We start from the raw sequence: 20,775 nt of genomic DNA, 5'->3' as shown, positions 1-20,775 counted from the left end.
ATGTTTTGGAAACTTTTATGTCCTATTTTAATTTGCACTTCCCTATCCATAACATCGTGTGAACAGCAGTTCAAAGTCGTCCCCAATCAGTGCCCTTTACAAGTTTCCACTCCTGCCGCTGCGGACCAGAAAATTGAAAAGATTATTTGTAGTAACGGGCTCCCTCTTCTTATTATTTCCGACCCTAATCTTCCTACTTCGGGAGCAGCACTCCTTGTGAAAACAGGAAATAATGCCGATCCTGAAGAGTATCCTGGGATGGCGCACTTCACAGAACACTGTGTCTTTCTTGGAAATGAAAAGTATCCTGAGGTCTCTGGTTTCCCTGGATTTTTAAGCGAAAATAATGGGGTGCATAATGCTTTCACTTACCCAAATAAAACAGTCTTTGTATTTTCAGTAGAACATTCTGCGTTTTCTGATGCTTTAGACCAATTTGTTCATCTATTTATTAATCCGAAGTTTCGTCAAGAAGATCTTGATAGAGAAAAGTACGCAGTACATCAAGAATTCGCTGCTCATCCTCTTTCTGATGGGAGACGTGTGCATCGCATTCAGCAGCTTGTTGCTCCTCAGGGCCATCCCTGCGCACGTTTTGGTTGTGGGAATGCTTCCACCCTCACCCCAGTGACTACAGAGAAAATGGCAGAATGGTTTAAGCTACATTATTCTCCTGAGAATATGTGTGCTATTGCTTACACATCAGCTCCGCTCTCTAAAGCAAAGAAACAGTTCTCAAAGATTTTTTCTCAGATTCCTAGATCAAAAAATTATGAAAGACAGGAACCTTTTCTTCCTTCTGGTGACACCTCGTCATTAAAGAATCTCTATATTAACCAAGCGATTCAGCCTACCTCTAATCTAGAAATTTACTGGCATATTTATGAATCTTCCCATCCGATTCCTTTAGGCTGTTACAAGGCTCTTGCTGAAGTTTTAAGAAATGAGAGTAAGAACAGTTTAGTCTCTTTATTGAAAAACGAGCAGCTAATTACGGATTTAGACGTGGAATTCTTTAGAAGTTCTTTAAATACTGGAGAATTCTATATTAGCTATGAGCTTACGGAGAAAGGCGATAAACACTATTCTCAGGTTATTGATAGTACCTTCCAATATCTTCGATATATTCAGGAACACGGGATTCCCAACTATACGTTAGAAGAAATTTCTACAATTAATGCTTTAAACTACTGTTACAGTTCCAAAAGTCCATTGTTTGATCTGCTTTGTAAGCAGATTGTATCCTTGGGCAATGAGGATCTATCTACGTATCCTTATCATAGCCTTGTGTATCCTAAATACTCTTCTGAAGACGAGTCTGCTCTTCTTAATTTAGTCTCTGATCCTGAACAAGCACGTTTTGTCTTATCTAGTAAGAACTCTGAGCATTGGGAAGAAGCGACTCAGCTCCACGATCCTATTTTTGACATGACCTACTATGTAAAAGCTCTGGACGGTGTTCAGGATTATGGAAAGGTGCAGTCACTAAAGCCCATAGCTCTTCCAAAGCCGAATCTGTTTATTCCTAAAGAGGTGACTCTTCCTGGTGTACACCTACTGAAAAAACAAGAATTTCCTTTTGCTCCTGCACTCAGTTACCAAGATGATAAATTAACTCTGTACCATTGCGAGGACCACTACTATACAGCACCGAAACTCTCCAGTCAGATTCGCATCCGCTCTCCTCAGATTTCGAGGTCCTCCCCTCAATTTCTAGTTGCTACGGAGCTCTATTGCTTAGCTGTGAATGATCAGCTTTTGAGGGAGTATTATCCCGCAACGCAAGCTGGTCTTTCTTTTACTTCTGCTTTAGGTGGTGATGGTATTGATTTAAGAGTTTCAGGGTACACAACAACAGTCCCTGCATTGTTAAACTCAATTTTAACCTCATTACCTAATTTAGAGATTAGCTATGAGACATTCTTAGTATATAAAAAGCAGTTGTTAGAGCTTTATCAAGGAGCTTTGCTCAACTGTCCGGTTCGTTCTGGGCTTGATGAGCTTGCCTCACAAGTTATGAAGGAGACGTATTCTAATACTACTAAGCTATCAGCTCTTGAGAAGTTAAGTTTTTCTGAATTCCAAGCGTTTGCCTCGAACCTTTTCAACAGTGTACATCTTGAAGTTATGGTCTTAGGGAACCTTTCTGAGCAGCAGAAGAAAGATTATCTTGAGATGCTACAAGTTTTCACTGCGTCACGATCTTCGCATGCTACAAAGCCCTTTTATTACGAGCTACAGTCTCAGGAAATTTCTGAGATCCATCATGACTATCCGTTAACTGCAAACGGGATGCTCTTATTACTTCAAGATAAGAGTTCCCCGTCTATACAAGGGAAGGTTTGTGCGGAGATGCTCTTTGAATGGTTGCATCACATTACTTTTGAGGAGCTTAGAACGCAACAGCAATTGGGTTATATGGTGGGTGCGCGCTATCGAGAGTTTGCTTCCAGGCCGTTTGGATTTCTCTATATCCGTTCGGATGCGTATTCTCCTGAAGAGCTTCTTGCTAAAACTTCTCTGTTCCTTAACAAGGTCTCAGCTTCTCCTGAGAAATTTGGAATATCGCAAGAGAAATTCGCAAACATACGCAAAGCGTATATCAATAAAATCTTGGAGCCTGAGCATTCCTTAGACATGATGAACTCGGCGTTATTTTCTCTAGCATTTGAGCGGCCTTTTGTGGAGTTTTCGACTCCCGACTTGAAGATTGCTATTGCGGAAACGTTAACATACGAAGAGTTCTTAAAATACTGTCAGTGTTTCCTTAGCAATGAACTAGGGACGCAAACTAGCGTCTATATACGTGGCACTCAGAAGACCTCTTAAAAACAAAGGCATAAGATCATATCTTATGCCTTTGTTTTATCTTTAGTTTACCTGAAAAAACAGTAGAGGAATTCTGGAACATTTTTCAATAACCAGAAGACTCCCAAGGAAATTATGGAGGGGCCTAAAGCTCCGAGAAACAACCATCCCATATGGATTGTCGATGAGGGAAATGCGGACCTTAAGATGAGGTATCCCACGATATTTGGGATATTGGAGACTAGGGTAAGTCCCCCTGCTGCCATGCAGCCTGCGACTACAAGATAGTGGTAGCAATCTGTAGCTACGGAGAGGTTATGTACTAGATAGTTCACAAGTGCATTATCTAAGAATATGGACAGCGTATAGGAAACTGTCATGTATCCGAAATCTGACAGACCTTGCATTAGATTCAGCACCCACCATTCTTGAAGATCTCCGAAGACTACCAATCCGGCATAAAAAAGTCCTACGTAGCATACCTTGGAAAGGTTGATTGGATCTTGATAAAAGATAGTGAACTTCTGAAACCCTAAGTAAAAGAGTAGTAGAGCTCCCATGAACAAGGGTGTGGATCGTGATAATATTATAGAACCGACAAAAATAATATTAACACAGATGATCCACCAGGGCACTTTTTCAACGCTAGGATCTTTGTCACTAGGGATATCTGGGAACTTTTTAAATTCTTTTCGAAAGATAAAATAATAGATTGTTGTAGAGATTAGGATAGCGACGATAGCTTTCCATGCGAAGTGGGAAAGAAAAAACGAGTGTTCCCATTTTAGTGCAGGAAAGATAAGGAAGAGAGCTCTTGAGGATACATAGCTTGTGAGTCCTCCTATGGAAATATTAGAAAACAGAAGTCCCATAGTAGCGTATGCGAAGCGTCTTGACGGAGAAAAAACATAAAAATGTCTCATAAGTAGAGTCGCACCGATAATCATAGCTCCTGTTTCTTTAAGGAGACAGGAGAGAAGTGGTGGTGCGATCATCAATGTCCACCACCAGGATTTGGGAGAGGTTTTTCCTAATTTTGCAATTGAGGAGAGCACAAGTTCTGCGAAATATACTATAGGGCGGGACTCTAGTAAAATGAGGATCACCATAATGAAGACAGCGAATCCATAATTTCTACTATTAAAATAGGCCATGGAAATCCTGTATCCTTCGGTATATAGAAACCAGAAGAACAAGGGTACTGCCCACAAGAAAAATACAATTTCTACTCTACTTAGGATTCTGAAGAGTTCTGACAACCGGGCATAGCGTTTCCAGCATTCTGGGAAAACAAGTTTTTTATGTTCGTAAGACTGACATAGAGTGTAGAGCCAGGGAGTCAGAAATGTGTGCAGTATGGAACAAAAAAAGAGCACTGCGGCGCCTATTTTCAAAGAATAAGAGTATGGAGGCAGGATCATAGAGAACCAGACGAGCTAAGTTAATACTTATGCGTAGACATAAAGGTATTCACAGTAAAAAGAAAGGGTCAAAAAATTTAGGAAGATCTCTGGTTTTCTTCTCGTAGAGAAATAGAAATTTCACATTAAGAAGCTAAAACACATTTATAAAAGAAATTGTTTAAAATAAAAAAATCCTTTAAGTAGGAAGAGAATGTGAGGGTTTATTTATGTCTTACAAGATTACACTTCCTAAAGCAGATGAAACGACTGCTAAAAAAGTAACGAAAATTTCCGAAGCTTCTACTCTTATATTCTCTGTGCTGAAGGAAAAGGCGAGTTTAGGTAATGTTCATGGATTTTGCCAAGCAGAAAACTCACTTTCTGTAGAGGCAAATAAAATCATATCTGTGGCTGAAAACACTCTAGCGGGCTGTTTTTGTAAGTAGATTGCTTTAGAGAATACCAATGCGGTTCCCTATAAAGACGGCTAACGGGAATTCCTTGGGTTTGTTTGATTAGGCTATGGATTTGGGAGGATACTTTTGAATCTTGTTCTAACTCTTCTAGATAACAAACGAATAGGGTAGCTCCTGAACCTGACATAAGCACATGGCTTTCGAAAGGACTCCACATCCTCTCTAACATGTGTTTTTTATTTTTCAAGTCTGTCCGTATACGAAATACGGATTTTTCTAGATCATTTTCACCATAGAAACAGGCGTTATGATTTCCTGTACTATAGTCTTGTGGAAGTAAGGATTGGTATGCCTTTTCTGTGGGTATTCCTTGATGATCGAGATAGAGAACATATTTATGTTTATGGTTGAGTTTTTTTATAGAGAAGAGGTGTTCTCCCCGACCTTTCCCTAATGCTGTTCCTGAAGAAAAAAAAAAGGAACATCGCTTCCGATTTCTCGAGCCCAAAGTTGCAATGTTGTTATAGGAATATGGGTTTGGAAATGCTCGTTAAGAGCGTAGAGGGCTGTGGCTGCATTACTACTGCCTCCTCCTAAGCCAGACTGGAGGGGAATAGATTTATTGAGGTGCCAAGAAACTGGTTGGTGAATTTGTGTTTCTCTTCTGAAAATTTCGAGGCTTTTCCAGATGAGATTCGAGGGGGAAAGCAATTCGTTAACATTACTGCTCAAACTATCCTTCATGCTATTCTTTAAAGAAAGTGTGTCTCCAAAATCTATAGCTTGATAAAGGGTTGTGAGCTCGTGAAAATTATCGAAACGCTTTCCCCATATTTTTAAAAAAAGGTTTAACTTTGCGGGAGAAAAGTATTGCATGATATCCTTATAACAAACTTTTCTACCCTACGTATTAGCCTTCTTGATTTTCCTCAGTTTGTTTTCCTTGAGCCAAAACAGTGACGTATTCATTGTCAGAGGTAACTTCGACCAATAAGGTTGCGGTTACTTCTTCTTTTAGCTTTAAAGGAATGTTTTTCTTGCCCAAATTCTTAATAGCGTAGTGGGCATGAGGAAAGTTTTTACGAACCAAGAAAATATTCTTTTTAGCAGCTTCTGCAATAATATCTGCAATGGTTACAGATCCGTACATATTGTTATCAGGGTCAACACGTACTTGGAATTCCAAAACGATATCTTTGAGAGCCTGAGCAATCCTTTCGGAATCTGCTTTATCAGCAGCTGCTTGTATTAAGCGTTGCTCTTTAAGTTTAGCTTGTAAACGCAGAGTTCCTGCACCAGCAATCACTGCTTTTTTCTTAGGGATAAGATAGTTACGGACATATCCAGGGCGAGCGGTAATTAAATCACCACTACGTCCTAATCCATCAACATCTTCAAGTAAAAGTAGCTGTTGTTTCATTCTTCTTCCTTTAAATTAATCTTCTCCAACAAAAGGCAACAACCCTAAATGGCGAGCTCTTTTGATTGCTTGGGATAGCACGCCTTGGAAACGGGAAGAAACACCTGTAATTCTTCTAGGTAATACTTTACCTCTTTCGGTAATGAATTTTTTTAAGGTTTCAACATCCTTATAATCTATTGTTTTCCAACCTGCGGAAACAAAAGGGCATTTTTTATTAAAACGCTTCCTTCTGTGTTCATTATTATGAACAGGCTTATTCATATTTTCTCCTTAACAAATTATTCGGGTAGAGAGGCGAATTCTAAAACTTCTTTTACAGAATCTGCTCTAAGAGTCATGAAACGAAGTAGATCTTCATTTAAGTGATACTCTTTCCAAAGCTCTGTAATGGCTCCAGGAGAGACAGAAAAATAAATAAAATAGTAGTAACCTTCTCTAGCTCCACGAATGGTATACGCTAGTTTTTTACGTCCTTGATCGTGAATTTTATGAATTTCACCGCCGTAATTAGTTATGCCTGAAATAACCTTATCCAAAGCTTTGCGCCTAGCTTCTTCACTAAGAGTGACGCTAAACACATAGGCGCCTTCGTAAAGTTGATTTTCTTTTTTTCCCATTAAAAACTCCTAAACACAGACAGATAGAGTAGTTTATTATCCTTAAGATATCTCAGTCCACTAAAATTATTTCAGAAACTTCTCAAGCCATTTAAAATTTCGAACACCACTCGGTAAATAGAGTAGATGCCTCAACAAATATGGATCCCAACTGAAGATTTTCTTCTTCAGAAAACTTTCCTAAAACGAAATTAGATAGCTCAACACCCTCTTCGAGGGGTCTTCCTACACCGAACCGTAATTGCCAATATTCATTGGAACCCAAGCTGGCAGTAATGCTCTTAAGACCATTGTGTCCCCCACTTCCTCCGTTAAAACAAAGGCGAAGTTTACCAAACGAACGGTTCACATCATCAGCGAGAACTAGAATGTGACTCAGAGCAACATTAAAATATTTTTTAGCCAAAACCACGGCTTTACCGCTTAAATTGACAAAAGTTGTTGGTTTAATAAAAACCAAAGGCCCTGAAGAAGACTCTACGAGAGTCATTAAAGCATGGCATTTTGATAACGGTTTAAATGGGGGGCCTTGGAGCTCCTCCACTAACCTATCAGCCAATAGGAACCCTGCGTTATGTCTAGTATTTGCATACCCATGCCTAGGGTTCCCTATCGCTACAATGAGCTTAGCCATATTATCTTCTAGAGACGGTTATAGCGACTTCTTTCAAAGGTGTAATTGTTTCTATTCCAGCAGGGATCTTTATATCGGATAGTTTTCTCGTTTGAGAAAGTCCAACAGACCGCACATCAAGTTCTAGAAAAGGTACAATATCTTTAGGTTTGCATACTACGCGAACGGCACGAATCACTTGTCGTAAAGATCCACCGAGTTTCACTCCAATACAGTCTACAGCATTGATACAACGGATAGGAATATTTAACTTTACAGGACGATCTTCTACGAGTTCTTCAAAATCGAGGTGAATTACATCGTAGGTGGTGATTTGATATTGGATATCTTTAACTAGAGCTTTAATTATACGCCCTTCATAAGACAAAGAAAAGACCGTAGAAGATAGGGCTCCGCTTTCTAAATTCGATAAAAACTTTTTAAACACAAGTGCATCCACAGTGATATTCGCAAGGCTCTTGCCTGCAGAATATACTACAGCAGGGATTCCACCTTGCTGACGAATTTTCTTAAGAAAAGATTTCTTACCAGTCTCTCGACTTGTAACTACAAGCTCCATAATGTTGTTTTCTCCGTAATCTTGAGCTAAAAGAGCTGTGCGCTATGCATTCACTCTGAGAGTCCAAACATATTTTCTTAGAGGGCCAATCACTGTCATGTCTTGGACGTCTATCGACAGTTTTCGAGGCAAAATTATATCTCCAGTTTGGAAAAAGTCAATACTTTCCCTAATTAAAGAATTGAACGTATATCCTTCTTGTAAGAAGAGACAACTAAAGAATACAGTTACCAAAAGGAGAAGAAAAGGACTCTGGGGTGGAAGGATTCGAACCTCCGATGCACGGTACCAAAAACCGCTGCCTTACCGCTTGGCCACACCCCAACAGAAAGGCATTAGTTTAACGAATCTTCAGTTTTTGAAAATAGGAAAATGATAAAAAACTCTCTTTTTTGGTCTTGAGATTTTACCTTCGCCCTTGATATGGGATATTTTATAGCTTTAGGGAGAGTCTATGAGAATCGTACAAGTCGCTGTAGAATTCACTCCAATCGTTAAAGTAGGCGGTCTAGGCGATGCTGTAGCTAGTCTATCTAAGGAGTTAGCGAAACAAAATGATGTGGAAGTACTTCTCCCTCATTATCCTTTAATTTCCAAATTCTCTTCGTCTCAAGTTCTTTCCGAGCGTTCTTTCTATTATGAATTTTTAGGCAAGCAGCAAGCCTCTGCAATTTCTTATTCTTACGAGGGTCTTACGCTTACTATAATTACGTTGGATTCACAAATAGAGCTTTTCTCAACCACGTCCGTGTACTCTGAGAATAATGTTGTACGTTTCTCTGCTTTTGCAGCTGCAGCTGCAGCTTATCTTCAAGAAGCGGATCCTGCTGACATTGTGCACTTGCATGACTGGCATGTAGGTTTACTTGCGGGTTTATTAAAAAACCCTTTAAACCCTGTGCATTCGAAGATTGTCTTTACTATCCATAATTTTGGTTATCGAGGGTATTGTAGTACGCAGCTATTAGCAGCGTCGCAAATTGATGATTTTCATTTGAGTCACTACCAACTATTTCGCGATCCGCAAACTTCTGTTCTAATGAAGGGAGCTCTCTATTGTTCGGATTACATTACGACAGTGTCTCTTACTTATGTGCAGGAAATTATAAACGACTATTCTGATTACGAACTTCATGATGCGATTCTAGCAAGAAATTCTGTATTTTCTGGGATCATCAATGGCATTGATGAAGACGTTTGGAACCCGAAGACAGATCCTGCTTTAGCTGTACAGTACGATGCAAGCCTATTAAGCGAACCTGACGTTCTCTTTACTAAAAAAGAAGAGAACAGAGCGGTATTATATGAGAAGTTGGGGATCAGTTCAGACTATTTTCCTTTGATTTGTGTGATCTCACGCATTGTTGAGGAAAAGGGTCCTGAATTTATGAAAGAGATTATTCTCCATGCTATGGAGCACAGTTATGCCTTTATCTTGATTGGGACAAGTCAAAATGAGGTTCTTCTTAATGAGTTCCGTAACTTACAAGATTGTTTAGCGAGCTCCCCCAACATTCGTTTGATCTTGGACTTTAATGATCCTTTAGCCAGGCTAACTTATGCTGCTGCCGATATGATCTGCATCCCTTCACATAGGGAGGCTTGTGGACTTACCCAGCTGATAGCGATGCGTTATGGCACAGTTCCTTTAGTTCGTAAAACTGGAGGGCTTGCTGATACAGTGATTCCTGGGGTAAATGGTTTCACTTTCTTTGATACAAACAATTTTAATGAATTTCGGGCTATGCTTAGCAACGCTGTAACGACGTATCGTCAGGAGCCTGACGTTTGGTTGAATTTGATTGAGTCGGGAATGCTTCGGGCCTCTGGCTTAGATGCCATGGCTAAGCATTACGTAAATCTTTATCAATCTTTACTCTCATGATTCTTTTCTGAATCTTTTGTTTTAGCTCTTTGGGATAAAAAGTTTTTGTTCATCCAGAAGTATTCGATTCCTGAGGCTATAGAATACACAGCTATGATTGAAACCGTAACTGAGGCAAAGATTTCCAATCCATTCTGAGAAAGAAGTCCTAGGGAGTGAGGAATCATAACCAAAAGAATTAAGAAGAAGCTGACTCCTTGTAGTATAGCTTTTAGTTTCCCACTAGCCCTTGCAGCGACAACACGCCCACGGAAAGCACATACAGTACGCAAAGTACTAATTACAGAATCCCGTGCTAGGAAGATGAATACCAGAAGCAAAGGTAAATTGACTGGAGGCTGTGTAAAAGTTAGGTAGATAGAAATTCTGTAGATACTATCTGCCATAGGATCCAGGAGTTTTCCTAAATCGGTAACCTGTGAAAATTTTCTTGCGACATAACCATCGATAGCGTCTGTTAACTCAGAGATTGCCAGGAGAGCTAACAGCACGTAAGGCAACACTACTGGAGTGATTCCAAACCATTTTCCTTTTAAATACAGGATCATGAAAATCGGTGTAATAAAGAGTCTGGAAAAAGTGATGTAATTAGGTAGCCCCACCCTACTCCCCTAATATATGGTTCTTGTCTGTCCATGAGATGAGTGCCTTACTAAGAGGAAAGCACTGAAATCACAGTCTGCGTATTTTTTGTTCTAGCTTACTTAAGGAAACCCTATAGTTATTTTATTCACAAGATCGAGGATAACTTTGAATTTAAAAGGAAGTCGTGTTTTCCTTAAAATCAATTGCTCGCATGATCCATTTTTGTATATCGAGAACCCTCTTGCTCTAAGCTAAATAGAAAATTTTCTAATTTTTCTAAATTATTGAAAATATTGTCAAGCACTATGAAAATAACTCAAAATTGAGTGTTATAATCCAAACATCTGCTCACAGGATTGTTCTTAAGATTACTCAAGAGAGTTTTTAGGTCAAAAGGTAAAAAATCTTCATATAATTTAATTAGAATGGAAATGATGTTTTAAAAACTTGTTCTCTGATCTTGTTAAATCTATGTCGTTATTTTCTTTTGGTTTTCTGTACTGCAGTATTTTTCAAAAGGTATATACTCATCCTAACACGTACCGTGAGACACACGGAAATCTACGCTTGTGGAGAAGGTGTGACTGTAGCTTTAAAATCTATGCTACCTTCAATGAAACAAGAATCTCCCGCTTTAGCTAAGGAGAATGTCAAAAGAAAAAATGTTATACCTTGGAGTCATTTGTGTCAGAACATCCCCTCACCTTACAGTCTATGATTGCGACTATCTTACGATTTTGGAGCGAGCAAGGGTGCGTCATCCATCAAGGATACGATTTAGAAGTTGGTGCTGGAACATTCAATCCTGCAACGTTCTTACGAGCCTTAGGACCTGAGCCCTATAAGGCTGCTTATGTAGAACCTTCAAGGCGTCCGCAAGATGGTCGGTATGGCGTGCATCCGAACCGGCTACAAAACTATCATCAACTCCAGGTCATTTTAAAGCCCGTGCCTGAAAATTTTCTCTCACTCTATACGGAATCGCTACGGGCCATTGGTTTAGACCTTCGTGATCACGATATCCGTTTTATTCATGACGATTGGGAAAACCCTACCATTGGAGCTTGGGGCTTAGGTTGGGAAGTGTGGCTCAATGGGATGGAAATTACCCAGTTGACCTATTTCCAAGCCATTGGGAGTAAACCTTTGGATACTATCAGTGGGGAGATCACCTATGGCATTGAAAGAATTGCGATGTATTTGCAAAAGAAAACCTCTATTTATGATGTCTTATGGAATGACACTTTAACGTATGGACAAATTACACAAGCTTCTGAAAAAGCTTGGAGTGAATATAATTTTGACTATGCAAACACCGAGATGTGGTTTAAGCATTTCGAAGATTTCGCTGAGGAAGCTTTAAGAACTCTTAAAAATGGTCTTTCTGTTCCTGCTTATGACTTCGTGATCAAAGCGTCGCATGCTTTTAATATCCTTGATGCTCGGGGAACGATTTCTGTTACTGAGCGTACACGTTATATTGCTCGTATCCGTCAATTAACTCGTTTAGTTGCGGATAGCTATGTAGAGTGGCGTGCTTCTTTAAATTATCCTTTACTTAGTCTTTCTTCAACATCTGAGCCTAAGGAAACATCAGAATCTGTAGTTCCTATGATTTCATCTACAGAGGATCTCTTACTAGAAATTGGTTCTGAGGAACTTCCTGCGACTTTTGTTCCTATTGGAATACAACAACTAGAATCGTTAGCTCGCCAGGTTCTTACTGATCATAATATTGTTTATGAGGGGTTAGAGGTCCTTGGCTCTCCACGACGGTTGGCTTTGCTTGTTAAAAACGTAGCTCCTGAGGTCGTGCAGAAGGCTTTTGAGAAAAAAGGTCCTATGCTGACGTCTTTATTTTCTCCTGATGGAGATGTGTCTCCTCAAGGCCAGCAGTTTTTTGCTTCTCAGGGTGTGGATATTTCTCATTATCAAGATCTTTCCCGTCACGCTTCCTTAGCTATCCGTACAGTCAACGGTTCTGAATATTTATTCCTATTACATCCTGAGATAAGGTTACGAACTGCTGATATCTTAATGCAGGAACTTCCTTTATTAATTCAGAGGATGAAATTCCCTAAAAAGATGGTTTGGGATAACAGCGGAGTCGAGTATGCCCGCCCTATACGTTGGCTAGTTGCTCTTTATGGAGAACACATCTTACCAATCACTCTCGGTACTATAATAGCTTCAAGAAATTCTTTTGGTCATCGTCAATTAGATCCGAGAAAAATTTCGATTTCCTCTCCTCAAGATTATGTAGAAACCTTAAGGCAAGCGTGTGTTGTAGTTTCACAAAAAGAGCGTCGCATGATTATAGAACAAGGGCTACGAGCTCATAGTTCTGATACAATTTCTGCGATTCCTCTTCCCCGTTTAATTGAAGAAGCTACCTTCCTGTCGGAGCACCCTTTTGTCTCTTGTGGGCAATTTTCCGAGCAATTTTGTGCTTTACCGAAAGAGTTACTTATAGCTGAGATGGTAAATCACCAGAAGTATTTCCCTACCCACGAAACCTCTTCTGGAGCTATTTCTAACTTTTTTATTGTAGTTTGTGATAATTCTCCGAATGATACAATCATTGAAGGAAATGAAAAGGCACTCACTCCTCGTCTCACTGACGGAGAATTTCTTTTCAAACAAGACTTACAGACTCCTTTAACAACCTTTATTGAAAAGCTCAAGTCTGTGACATACTTTGAAGCTTTGGGTTCTTTATATGACAAGGTAGAGCGTTTAAAAGCACACCAAAGAGTGTTCTCTACTTTTTCCTCTTTAGCGGCTTCCGAGGACCTAGACATTGCCATCCAATACTGCAAAGCTGACTTAGTGTCGGCTGTCGTCAATGAATTCCCTGAACTTCAGGGGATCATGGGAGAGTATTATCTGAAGCATGCGAATCTTCCCACAGCGTCTGCGGTTGCTGTAGGAGAGCACCTACGACACATTACTATGGGTCAAAAGCTCTCAACCATAGGAACTCTTCTTTCTCTTTTAGATCGTTTGGATAACTTGCTTGCTTGCTTTATTTTAGGACTTAAGCCTACGTCATCGCATGATCCTTATGCACTACGTCGTCAATCCTTAGAAGTGTTAACACTAGTATCCGCCTCTCGGCTCCCTATAGATCTTGCTTCTCTTTTAGATCGTCTAGCGGACCATTTTCCTAGCACCATTGAAGAAAAGGTCTGGGATAAGTCCAAGACTATACACGAAATCCTTGAATTCATTTGGGGTCGGTTAAAAACATTTATGGGATCCCTAGAGTTTCGTAAGGATGAGATTGCTGCTGTTCTTATAGATTCTGCAACGAAAAATCCTATTGAGATTTTAGATACTGCTGAAGCCCTTCAGCTATTAAAGGAAGAGCATACAGAAAAATTAGCAGTGATTACGACCACTCACAATCGTTTAAAGAAGATTCTTTCCTCTTTAAAACTCTCCATGACTTCGTCCCCTATTGAAGTTCTTGGGGATCGTGAATCTAATTTTAAGCAAGTTCTTGATGCTTTCCCTGGATTTCCTAAGGAAACTTCAGCACATGCCTTTTTAGAATATTTCTTATCCCTTGCTGATCTTTCCAATGATATTCAGGATTTTCTGAATACTGTGCATATTGCTAATGATGATGGTGCAATCCGCAACTTACGGATTTCGCTATTACTTACTGCTATGGATAAGTTTTCCTTGTGTCATTGGGAATCTGTAGCTGTATAATTTCATAACATTTAGATAAAGAAAGCGCTCGTGGGAGGAATCCTACGAGCGCTTTCTTTTATTAAGGGAAGATCTTGGTTATGCTATAGCTGGATCTTCTGATTGAAGTTCAGACGTGCTCTCTACTTCTGTAGTTTGTTCACTTGGTAGCGTCTCTTCTTCCTCTACGGTTAACGAAACCGGACTGACTTCTATGATATCACCAGGTCCTTCTGGAGTGACACCAACAACAATAATACTTAATCCTGTAGGGAAAGACTCATCTTTGAACAACTCCTTAAACTTTACAATCTCTGCGAGAATCGGATCTTCAATTGGAGGATAAATGAGTGGGTTCACTCCTGAAGGGACAAGTACGACGAAGTTAGCTAACTCGGAAAAAATAGATCCTGAAAGTACAGAAAGGACCTCCTCACATGTTTCACTTAACCCTATGGTGCATGCCTGGCCATCATCACCAGAATTGCAAAGTACTACAATAACCAGGGGCTTTCCTTCGATTCGGGATGCTTGCAAGCCCTGTTCATAGGAATGATAAAGACATACCTGTGTATCCTGAGATCCGACTATCTCCTGCGTATTACTGTTGCCGTCTTCTGAACCAGGGCGACTTTCCTCTCCGAAGATAGGGAATATCATTAATAATGAAAGTAGAGATAGTGCGATACGCATGTAATGCCTCCTTAATTGATCAAAATTATGTCCGAAGTAGGATGGCAAAATTTTGTTTTTAAATATACTCTAATTCTTTGTTTCTAAAGGCAGGACAGCCTGACATTGAGCCCCACCCTGTTCATCTATTAAGATATAACATAAGCGAGGGCCACTAACTGCCTCCACTTCAGGGAACATCTCTAGAAAACTTCCCATATAGAGAATCACAGGATCCATTTTGTGGAAAAAGTCTAAGGGACTGATAAGCCCGGGGCATAACACAACGACATTAAAGCCCTTGGCGATTGGCGTAGAGAGAGAAAATGAACCATTCGTTAAGTCGGCAAATTCTGGTGTGGGTCGCTCAGAGAAAAAGACTAAAATCCCAGGTTTCCCTTCCTCAATTGCATTATTATAGGCAGCTTCGAATTTACAGAAGAGTTGCGAACCTTCTGCACAGGAAAGTTGTGTAGGCCACCCCCCTTTTCTGTTTTCACTTGGTTGTAGCTCTGCCCTGACTAAAGAAGGAGAGAAAATGAGAAGTGCTAATAAAGGAATAAAATAACGGTGCATCATAATTTTTATTTAAAAATCTTTATTTAAAGTTAAAGTAAGTTATCACAGATAATCAATTTTATCAAATTGCAAACAGATAGAATTAAACTTATAATTTTATAAAATCTATTTTTTGGAGATAGATAAGGATATGAGAGTTGGAAAGCTAGATCGCGGTCAAGCTATGAATTTTAGAGACTACAGTAGAGAAAATCATACTTGCTAAGCTATAGAGAACAGGTCGCCGATATAAATAGGCAAAGATACTTTGTAAGTGAAAATATCTCAAATTTACATCACCTCATTTTGTGCTAATAAGGATTCTATTTCTAACCACTGTTGTGTTTGCCAGTCGCGGAGAATACTAGATGCTCCAACTCCATATCCGATTCCCTCTAAGAATTCATGAGCCTTCTCAGATAGAACAAGAGTCTTCACTGCCGACATTCCAATGGATTCGGTCACTGAAATTGCTCTGGAGCGTGGAGAAGAGAGTAGGTTTCCACAGCAAAGAATAACACTTAAAAATGGCAACAAAAACTTAAAAGATTTCATAAAAAACTAATAATAAAAATAAAAACGAAACAATATTTTATATTATATTTATTAAAATTTCAATAAATTATAAGTAAGTTGCTTTTAATAGGAATTACGCCGCTTTCCGGTTTATTGAAAGGCACATCATTGCAGGTTCCTCCTCCAAGGAAATTAGGAAACATCTAAGAAATCCGGGGGATTTAGAAAAACAAGAATTCTTTACAAAAGAAGAGCTGGGTTAAGGAATGAGCTCACTTTCTGGATCTAGAAGTGTGATTATTGTTCTATCTTTACGCAATTGAACATAGTCTTCCAAAATCTCAAGCTTTTTATCCTGAATATTTTGGTTAAGAGAGAGAGGTTTGCATTGCTCTCGCCATCTCCTATCTGCCATTTTTTGAAGAGATTGTACGAAGATAGTATCGAGAGCTTCTGTGTTTAGGCGCCGCTTGGTTAACAGTTGAAGAATCTGAGAATCAGAAAGTACCTGACAGGCTTCATCAAAGGGAACATTTTTCCGATATTTTTCGTAATAGGAAATCATAAACGCAAACAATTTCCTACATTCGGGATGTTTGAAATCCTCCGGGACAAAGTAGAATTGCGCTGTGTAGAGAATTTTAGTATTGGATCCACAAAAAAGCATACAACGCAAGATATCTGTTTCCATCACAATATGAGGATGTATCTTGGGAACTTTTTGTTTTATGGGAATATTTTGTGGTTCGGCTGTTACCTGAGGGTTTGCTAAAGACAATACCATGTCTTCTGGAACCATCATTAAGGAGGCTAGTTGTTTTAAATGCTCATATACAAGAATAGGACTCCCCCAATGCTTGATCTGACGAATCGCTTCTTCAACTAGAAGAGCCTTTTCTCTAGGGCCAAACTTCGGGTAAGAACTCATTTTTTCACTGATCAAAAACGTAAGATAGTCTTGGCTTTGCTCTAATAAAGCAATGAGTCCTGAGCTTCCTCGTTGCATAAGAAAAGAATCGGGATCATGGCCTTGTGGTAGCTTACAGACAAATACGGACATCTGAGCAGTTTGACAAAGATCCCCAACACGTAATGCTGCTTTATTTCCTGCTTCATCACTGTCGAAGAGTAGGAAGACTTTTAAAACTCCTAATTTACTTAACTCTTTCACATGTTCTTCTGTAAATGCTGTACCTTGAGCTGCCACTGTACAATTAAATCCTGAATCTATCATTTGCAGGCAATCGGCCTGTCCTTCCACTAGGATGACTTTTTTTTCTTTGGCTATTCTCCTACGTGAAAAATTTAACCCAAAGAGGATCCTGGACTTTTTGAATATAGGAGTTTCTGGAGTGTTGACATACTTACCCCCTTGGGAGTTTTCTAAAAATTTCCTAGCGGAAAATCCAATGGTATGTCCTAGCGCATCGTGGACAGGAAAGATGATTCTTCGTGCAAACAAAAACCATTTATTCCCAAAAAACCCTGCAGTATGCAGTTGTTCTTGTGAGATTTTCCTTTCTTCCATGGCTTGTAGAAAAAGAGATTGTTCTGGTCCATAACCCAAATGGAATCGATCGATTGTATCTGGAGAAAATCCCCGATGGTATAAATACTGCAAAGCGTGTCTCGCTTCTGGAAGGTGATACAAGCAATAACGGAAAAAAGTTTCAGCTTCACTGTTGATGTGACGTAATTCTTCTTTCAGTCCTTGAGGAGGGGTGTATCCGGAATCCTTGGGTTGGAGAACTAGGTCTACTTGAAATTTTTTAGATAATACCAAAATGGCTTCAGTAAAAGAGTATCCCAAGTGCTGCATGAGGAAGCCAATGGCATCTCCATGTGCACCACATCCAAAGCAGTGGTAGTGTGCACCCGCAGGATTGACTATGAACGAAGGTGTTTTCTCTGTATGAAAAGGACAACATGCCTTGTATGTTGCACCGGAGCGCTTCAAATGGATGTGTTCCGAAAGGACATCCACAATATCTATACTGTGTCTCAGGTTATCTAAGCTCTCTTCCGTATACATAGCGGTACGCAACTTGGTTATGCTGCAATTTTAACTTACAGATTTCTTAGTTTAAAAAGACTGAGGCTCTATAAAATAAAGAGACTCTCCCCAATTATTAATTTACCTCTGTATTTTGTCTAATGCAGCTTTTCTTTCTGGATGAATTTCTTTTATATTAGGGAATTCTTATAAAAAGAAATTTTCTATTTACAGCATCCCAGGGAAGGATTTACTACCGAGAATTGCCTTGGAATTAATATCCCATCCTGTTTATCTTTTCTCAAGGGGACCGGCTCGTAATGCAGCATTCTTAACTCCCACTCTAGATTTACAACTGAGGCTGTCTCTCAGGAATTTTAGAGGCTCGTTCGAAAACTCTACTTTCTTGTATAGTCAAAGCAACCGTTAGCAAAAGCCACGGTAATAAAGCAGTAATCAATTAGCTCAATACATTTGAATCCTAATGGATATGAAAACAATAACGTACATTGCGAATAAGTTATGACGGAAAAAAAACCTACCCCGATGATGGAACAATGGCATCAGTGTAAAGAAAAAGCTGGAGATTCTGTGCTTTTATTTCGGATGGGAGACTTTTACGAAGCTTTTTATGACGATGCGGTTCTTTTATCCCAACATTTGGAACTTACTTTAACACAACGACAGGGAATTCCTATGAGTGGGATTCCTGTATCTACTGTTGATACCTATGTGGATCGCCTCATCGGCAAGGGATTCAAAGTTGCTGTTGCAGAACAATTTGGCGAGCCTGCAAAAGAAAAAGAGAGTAAAAAAATCGGTCCCATGGCCCGGGATATTCAGAGATTTGTCACTCCTGGCACTTTGCTATCCTCCACCCTGCTCCAGGAAAAATTCAATAATTATATTGTTGCTATCAATCGTATCGGGTCTCTGTTTGGTTTTGCTTGTTTAGATCTTTCTACGGGATCTTTCTTTATTGAAGAATGTGAGAATACCAAAGAGCTTGTTGACGAGATCTGTCGTCTTGCTCCTTCTGAAGTGCTCTCGTGTAACAAATTTTATAATAAAGAAACTGCTATTGTCATGCAGTTGCAACAACACCTCAAGCTGACCTTATCTACGTATGCGGACTGGGCCTTTGAACATAAGTTCGCCTCTCAAAAACTTACAACGCATTTTCAAGTGGCCTCCCTAGATGGATTTGGCCTGAAAGGGCTCGTCCCAGCGATCAACGCTGCTGGAGGCCTTCTCTCTTATATCCAAGATAAACTTTTATTACCTACGAAACATATTGCGATTCCCCAAACGCGTGGAAAACAGCAAAAGTTATTAATAGATACGGCATCTCAAGTGAACCTTGAGCTCCTCGCTCCCTTGAATGATCCTCAGGGGAAAAATTCTCTCTTACGTATCATGGATCATACAAGCACACCTATGGGGGGAAGACTTTTACGTCAAATTTTGATCAGTCCTTTCTATAACCCTAAGGAGATCCTTGTACGTCAAGATGCTGTAGAATTTTTCCTTCGGCAAGTGACTTTAAGAAAAAATATCAAAACGTACCTTTGTCAAGTACGTGATATCGAACGACTGATGACCAAAGTGACCACAGGATTGGCAGGGCCTAGAGATATCGGGACACTCAGAGATTCTTTTTCTGCAGGAGCTCAAATCTACGAACAACTGGCTTCTGCGACTCTTCCAGAATTCTTTATAGATAAATGCTCGTTAGATACAAAGCTAGCCTCCTTAATTGCACTGCTTTCAAAGTCCTTGAACGGCGACCTCCCTCTCCGAGTTTCTGATGGAAATATTTTTGTGGATGAGTTCCACAATGATTTAAAGCGCTTACGCCACAATCAAGAGCATTCTCAAGAATGGATTTGGGAATACCAAGAACGCATTCGTAAAGAAACAGGGATCAAAAAACTCAAAATCTGCTTTGCTCAGGCTTTAGGATATTATATTGAAGTGAGCAGCGAGTTTGCTCCTCAACTTCCTAAAGATTTCATCCGTCGGCAATCACGATTGCATGCAGAAAGGTTTACTACTATTGAGCTGCAGCAATTCCAAGATGATATGTCTAATATCTCTGAAAAACTTCAAACTTTAGAAACGCAATTCTTCAAGGATCTTTGCTCACACATCCTACAGTTACGCACTGAGATTTTGGCTCTATCTCAAAGTCTTGCTGATCTAGACTACATCATTTCTCTTGCGGATCTTGCACATGCTCAGGGCTATTGTCGTCCTCGTGTAGATATGAGTGACACCTTATGTATTTATCGTGGTTGTCATCCTGTAGCAAAAACTCTTGTAGACACAGGGAAATTTATTCCCAATGACACTGAAATGCGTGGCTCTCAAACTCGAATGATCTTACTTACTGGGCCTAATATGGCAGGAAAATCTACCTATATCCGTCAGATAGCTCTTCTTGTGATTATGGCTCAAATGGGGTCGTATATCCCTGCAAAATCAGCTCACATCGGAGTGATTGATAAAATTTTTACCAGGATAGGCGCTGGAGACAACCTCTCAAAAGGAATGTCTACTTTTATGGTAGAAATGGCCGAAACTGCGAATATCCTTCACAATGCCACGGACCGCTCTTTAGTGATCCTAGATGAGGTAGGAAGAGGAACCAGTACTTATGATGGCCTTGCCATTGCTCAAGCTGTTGTAGAGTACCTCCTTTTCACTGACAAAAAGAAAGCTAAGACGCTTTTTGCAACTCATTATAAAGAATTGACGACTTTAGAAGACCATTGTCCGCACGTTGAAAATTTTCATGCCGGAGTTAAAGATAAAGCAGGGCAGCCTGTTTTCTTATATGAGATTCTCAAGGGACATTCACAAAAAAGTTTCGGCATTCATGTCGCCAGGCTTGCTGGCTTTCCCCTTTGTGTGGTATCGAGAGCTCAGCAGATCCTAAGACAATTAGAAGGCCCGGAATCCATTACACGCCCTGCTCAAGATAAGATGCAACAACTGACATTATTCTAGT

General features: G+C 39.8%; 18 protein-coding genes and 1 tRNA gene. 5 read left to right on the top strand and 14 right to left on the bottom strand.

Going from position 1 to position 20,775, the window contains the following annotated elements; all coding sequences use genetic code 11:
* Window positions 1-2,829 carry an insulinase family protein gene (locus tag CPB_RS04955; RefSeq protein ID WP_010883590.1) on the top strand — a complete coding sequence of 943 codons (2,829 nt, stop codon included), beginning with the start codon at window positions 1-3 and terminating at the stop codon, window positions 2,827-2,829.
* A 47-nt stretch (window positions 2,830-2,876) separates the two neighbouring features.
* On the opposite strand, the gene CPB_RS04950 is transcribed toward CPB_RS04955, so the two are convergent.
* On the bottom strand, window positions 2,877-4,229 hold the full coding sequence (locus tag CPB_RS04950) for a putative Na+/H+ antiporter (RefSeq protein WP_010883589.1): 1,353 nt from the start codon (window positions 4,227-4,229) through the stop codon (window positions 2,877-2,879).
* A 209-nt stretch (window positions 4,230-4,438) separates the two neighbouring features.
* On the opposite strand from CPB_RS04950, the gene rbp7 reads away from it, so the two are divergent.
* Window positions 4,439-4,657 carry a reticulate body protein Rbp-7 gene (rbp7, locus tag CPB_RS04945; protein ID WP_014518152.1) on the top strand — a complete coding sequence of 73 codons (219 nt, stop codon included), beginning with the start codon at window positions 4,439-4,441 and terminating at the stop codon, window positions 4,655-4,657.
* Window positions 4,658-5,077: 420 nt separating this feature from the next.
* Here the strand turns inward: rbp7 and CPB_RS05835 are convergent, their stop codons facing one another.
* The 7 genes from CPB_RS05835 to CPB_RS04905 all read right to left on the bottom strand — a co-directional run bounded on the left by CPB_RS05835 (window position 5,078) and on the right by CPB_RS04905 (window position 8,184).
* Window positions 5,078-5,503: a 4-(cytidine 5'-diphospho)-2-C-methyl-D-erythritol kinase gene (locus tag CPB_RS05835; protein ID WP_010895392.1), complete on the bottom strand. Its 426-nt coding sequence runs from the start codon at window positions 5,501-5,503 to the stop codon at window positions 5,078-5,080.
* 34 nt (window positions 5,504-5,537) lie between these two features.
* Complete coding sequence (gene rplI, locus CPB_RS04935) at window positions 5,538-6,047, bottom strand: 50S ribosomal protein L9 (RefSeq protein ID WP_010883588.1); 510 nt, start codon at window positions 6,045-6,047, stop codon at window positions 5,538-5,540.
* 15 nt (window positions 6,048-6,062) lie between these two features.
* The gene (gene rpsR / locus CPB_RS04930) at window positions 6,063-6,311 is read right to left on the bottom strand and encodes a 30S ribosomal protein S18 (protein ID WP_010883587.1); all 249 of its coding nucleotides are present in this window, start codon (window positions 6,309-6,311) and stop codon (window positions 6,063-6,065) included.
* 17 nt (window positions 6,312-6,328) lie between these two features.
* Window positions 6,329-6,667, bottom strand: a complete 339-nt coding sequence (gene rpsF / locus CPB_RS04925; protein WP_010883586.1) for a 30S ribosomal protein S6 — start codon at window positions 6,665-6,667, stop codon at window positions 6,329-6,331.
* Window positions 6,668-6,758: 91 nt separating this feature from the next.
* On the bottom strand, window positions 6,759-7,301 hold the full coding sequence (pth, locus tag CPB_RS04920) for an aminoacyl-tRNA hydrolase (protein ID WP_010883585.1): 543 nt from the start codon (window positions 7,299-7,301) through the stop codon (window positions 6,759-6,761).
* Window position 7,302: 1 nt separating this feature from the next.
* Window positions 7,303-7,860, bottom strand: a complete 558-nt coding sequence (locus tag CPB_RS04915; protein WP_010892216.1) for a 50S ribosomal protein L25 — start codon at window positions 7,858-7,860, stop codon at window positions 7,303-7,305.
* Between the two features lie 252 nt (window positions 7,861-8,112).
* Window positions 8,113-8,184 (bottom strand) — tRNA-Gln (locus CPB_RS04905).
* 130 nt (window positions 8,185-8,314) lie between these two features.
* Here CPB_RS04905 and glgA point away from each other — a divergent pair.
* Window positions 8,315-9,745, top strand: coding sequence for a glycogen synthase GlgA (gene glgA, locus CPB_RS04900; RefSeq protein ID WP_010883583.1), 1,431 nt, complete (start codon window positions 8,315-8,317; stop codon window positions 9,743-9,745).
* Here the strand turns inward: glgA and pgsA are convergent.
* Complete coding sequence (pgsA, locus tag CPB_RS04895; RefSeq protein ID WP_010883582.1) at window positions 9,727-10,347, bottom strand: CDP-diacylglycerol--glycerol-3-phosphate 3-phosphatidyltransferase; 621 nt, start codon at window positions 10,345-10,347, stop codon at window positions 9,727-9,729. The genes glgA and pgsA overlap by 19 nt on opposite strands.
* Before the next feature lie 667 nt (window positions 10,348-11,014).
* Here pgsA and CPB_RS04890 point away from each other — a divergent pair.
* Window positions 11,015-14,047: a glycine--tRNA ligase gene (locus tag CPB_RS04890; RefSeq protein ID WP_010892217.1), complete on the top strand. Its 3,033-nt coding sequence runs from the start codon at window positions 11,015-11,017 to the stop codon at window positions 14,045-14,047.
* 78 nt (window positions 14,048-14,125) lie between these two features.
* Here CPB_RS04890 and CPB_RS04885 read toward each other — a convergent pair whose 3' ends face one another.
* The 5 genes from CPB_RS04885 to dnaG all read right to left on the bottom strand — a co-directional run bounded on the left by CPB_RS04885 (window position 14,126) and on the right by dnaG (window position 17,804).
* Window positions 14,126-14,719 (bottom strand): hypothetical protein, encoded by a 594-nt coding sequence (locus tag CPB_RS04885; protein WP_010883580.1) that lies wholly within the window; start codon window positions 14,717-14,719, stop codon window positions 14,126-14,128.
* A gap of 69 nt (window positions 14,720-14,788) precedes the next feature.
* Complete coding sequence (locus CPB_RS04880) at window positions 14,789-15,277, bottom strand: hypothetical protein (protein WP_010883579.1); 489 nt, start codon at window positions 15,275-15,277, stop codon at window positions 14,789-14,791.
* Between the two features lie 145 nt (window positions 15,278-15,422).
* Entirely contained in the window at window positions 15,423-15,545 is a 123-nt protein-coding gene (locus CPB_RS05860; protein ID WP_010892218.1) for a hypothetical protein, read from the bottom strand.
* A 2-nt stretch (window positions 15,546-15,547) separates the two neighbouring features.
* A complete protein-coding gene (locus CPB_RS04875) occupies window positions 15,548-15,811 on the bottom strand; it encodes a hypothetical protein (protein WP_010883578.1) in 264 nt (87 codons plus the stop codon).
* 220 nt (window positions 15,812-16,031) lie between these two features.
* Complete coding sequence (gene dnaG, locus CPB_RS04870) at window positions 16,032-17,804, bottom strand: DNA primase (RefSeq protein ID WP_010883577.1); 1,773 nt, start codon at window positions 17,802-17,804, stop codon at window positions 16,032-16,034.
* A 483-nt stretch (window positions 17,805-18,287) separates the two neighbouring features.
* Here dnaG and mutS point away from each other — a divergent pair, with 483 nt between their 5' ends.
* Window positions 18,288-20,774 carry a DNA mismatch repair protein MutS gene (gene mutS / locus CPB_RS04865; RefSeq protein WP_010892221.1) on the top strand — a complete coding sequence of 829 codons (2,487 nt, stop codon included), beginning with the start codon at window positions 18,288-18,290 and terminating at the stop codon, window positions 20,772-20,774.
* Window position 20,775: the final 1 nt, after the last annotated feature.

This window comes from Chlamydia pneumoniae TW-183 (assembly GCF_000007205.1).
In the GTDB taxonomy this organism is placed as follows: Bacteria; Chlamydiota; Chlamydiia; order Chlamydiales; family Chlamydiaceae; genus Chlamydia; species Chlamydia pneumoniae.
Note: the sequence above shows the minus strand (reverse complement) of the source record. Positions and strands in the feature narration are given on the sequence as shown.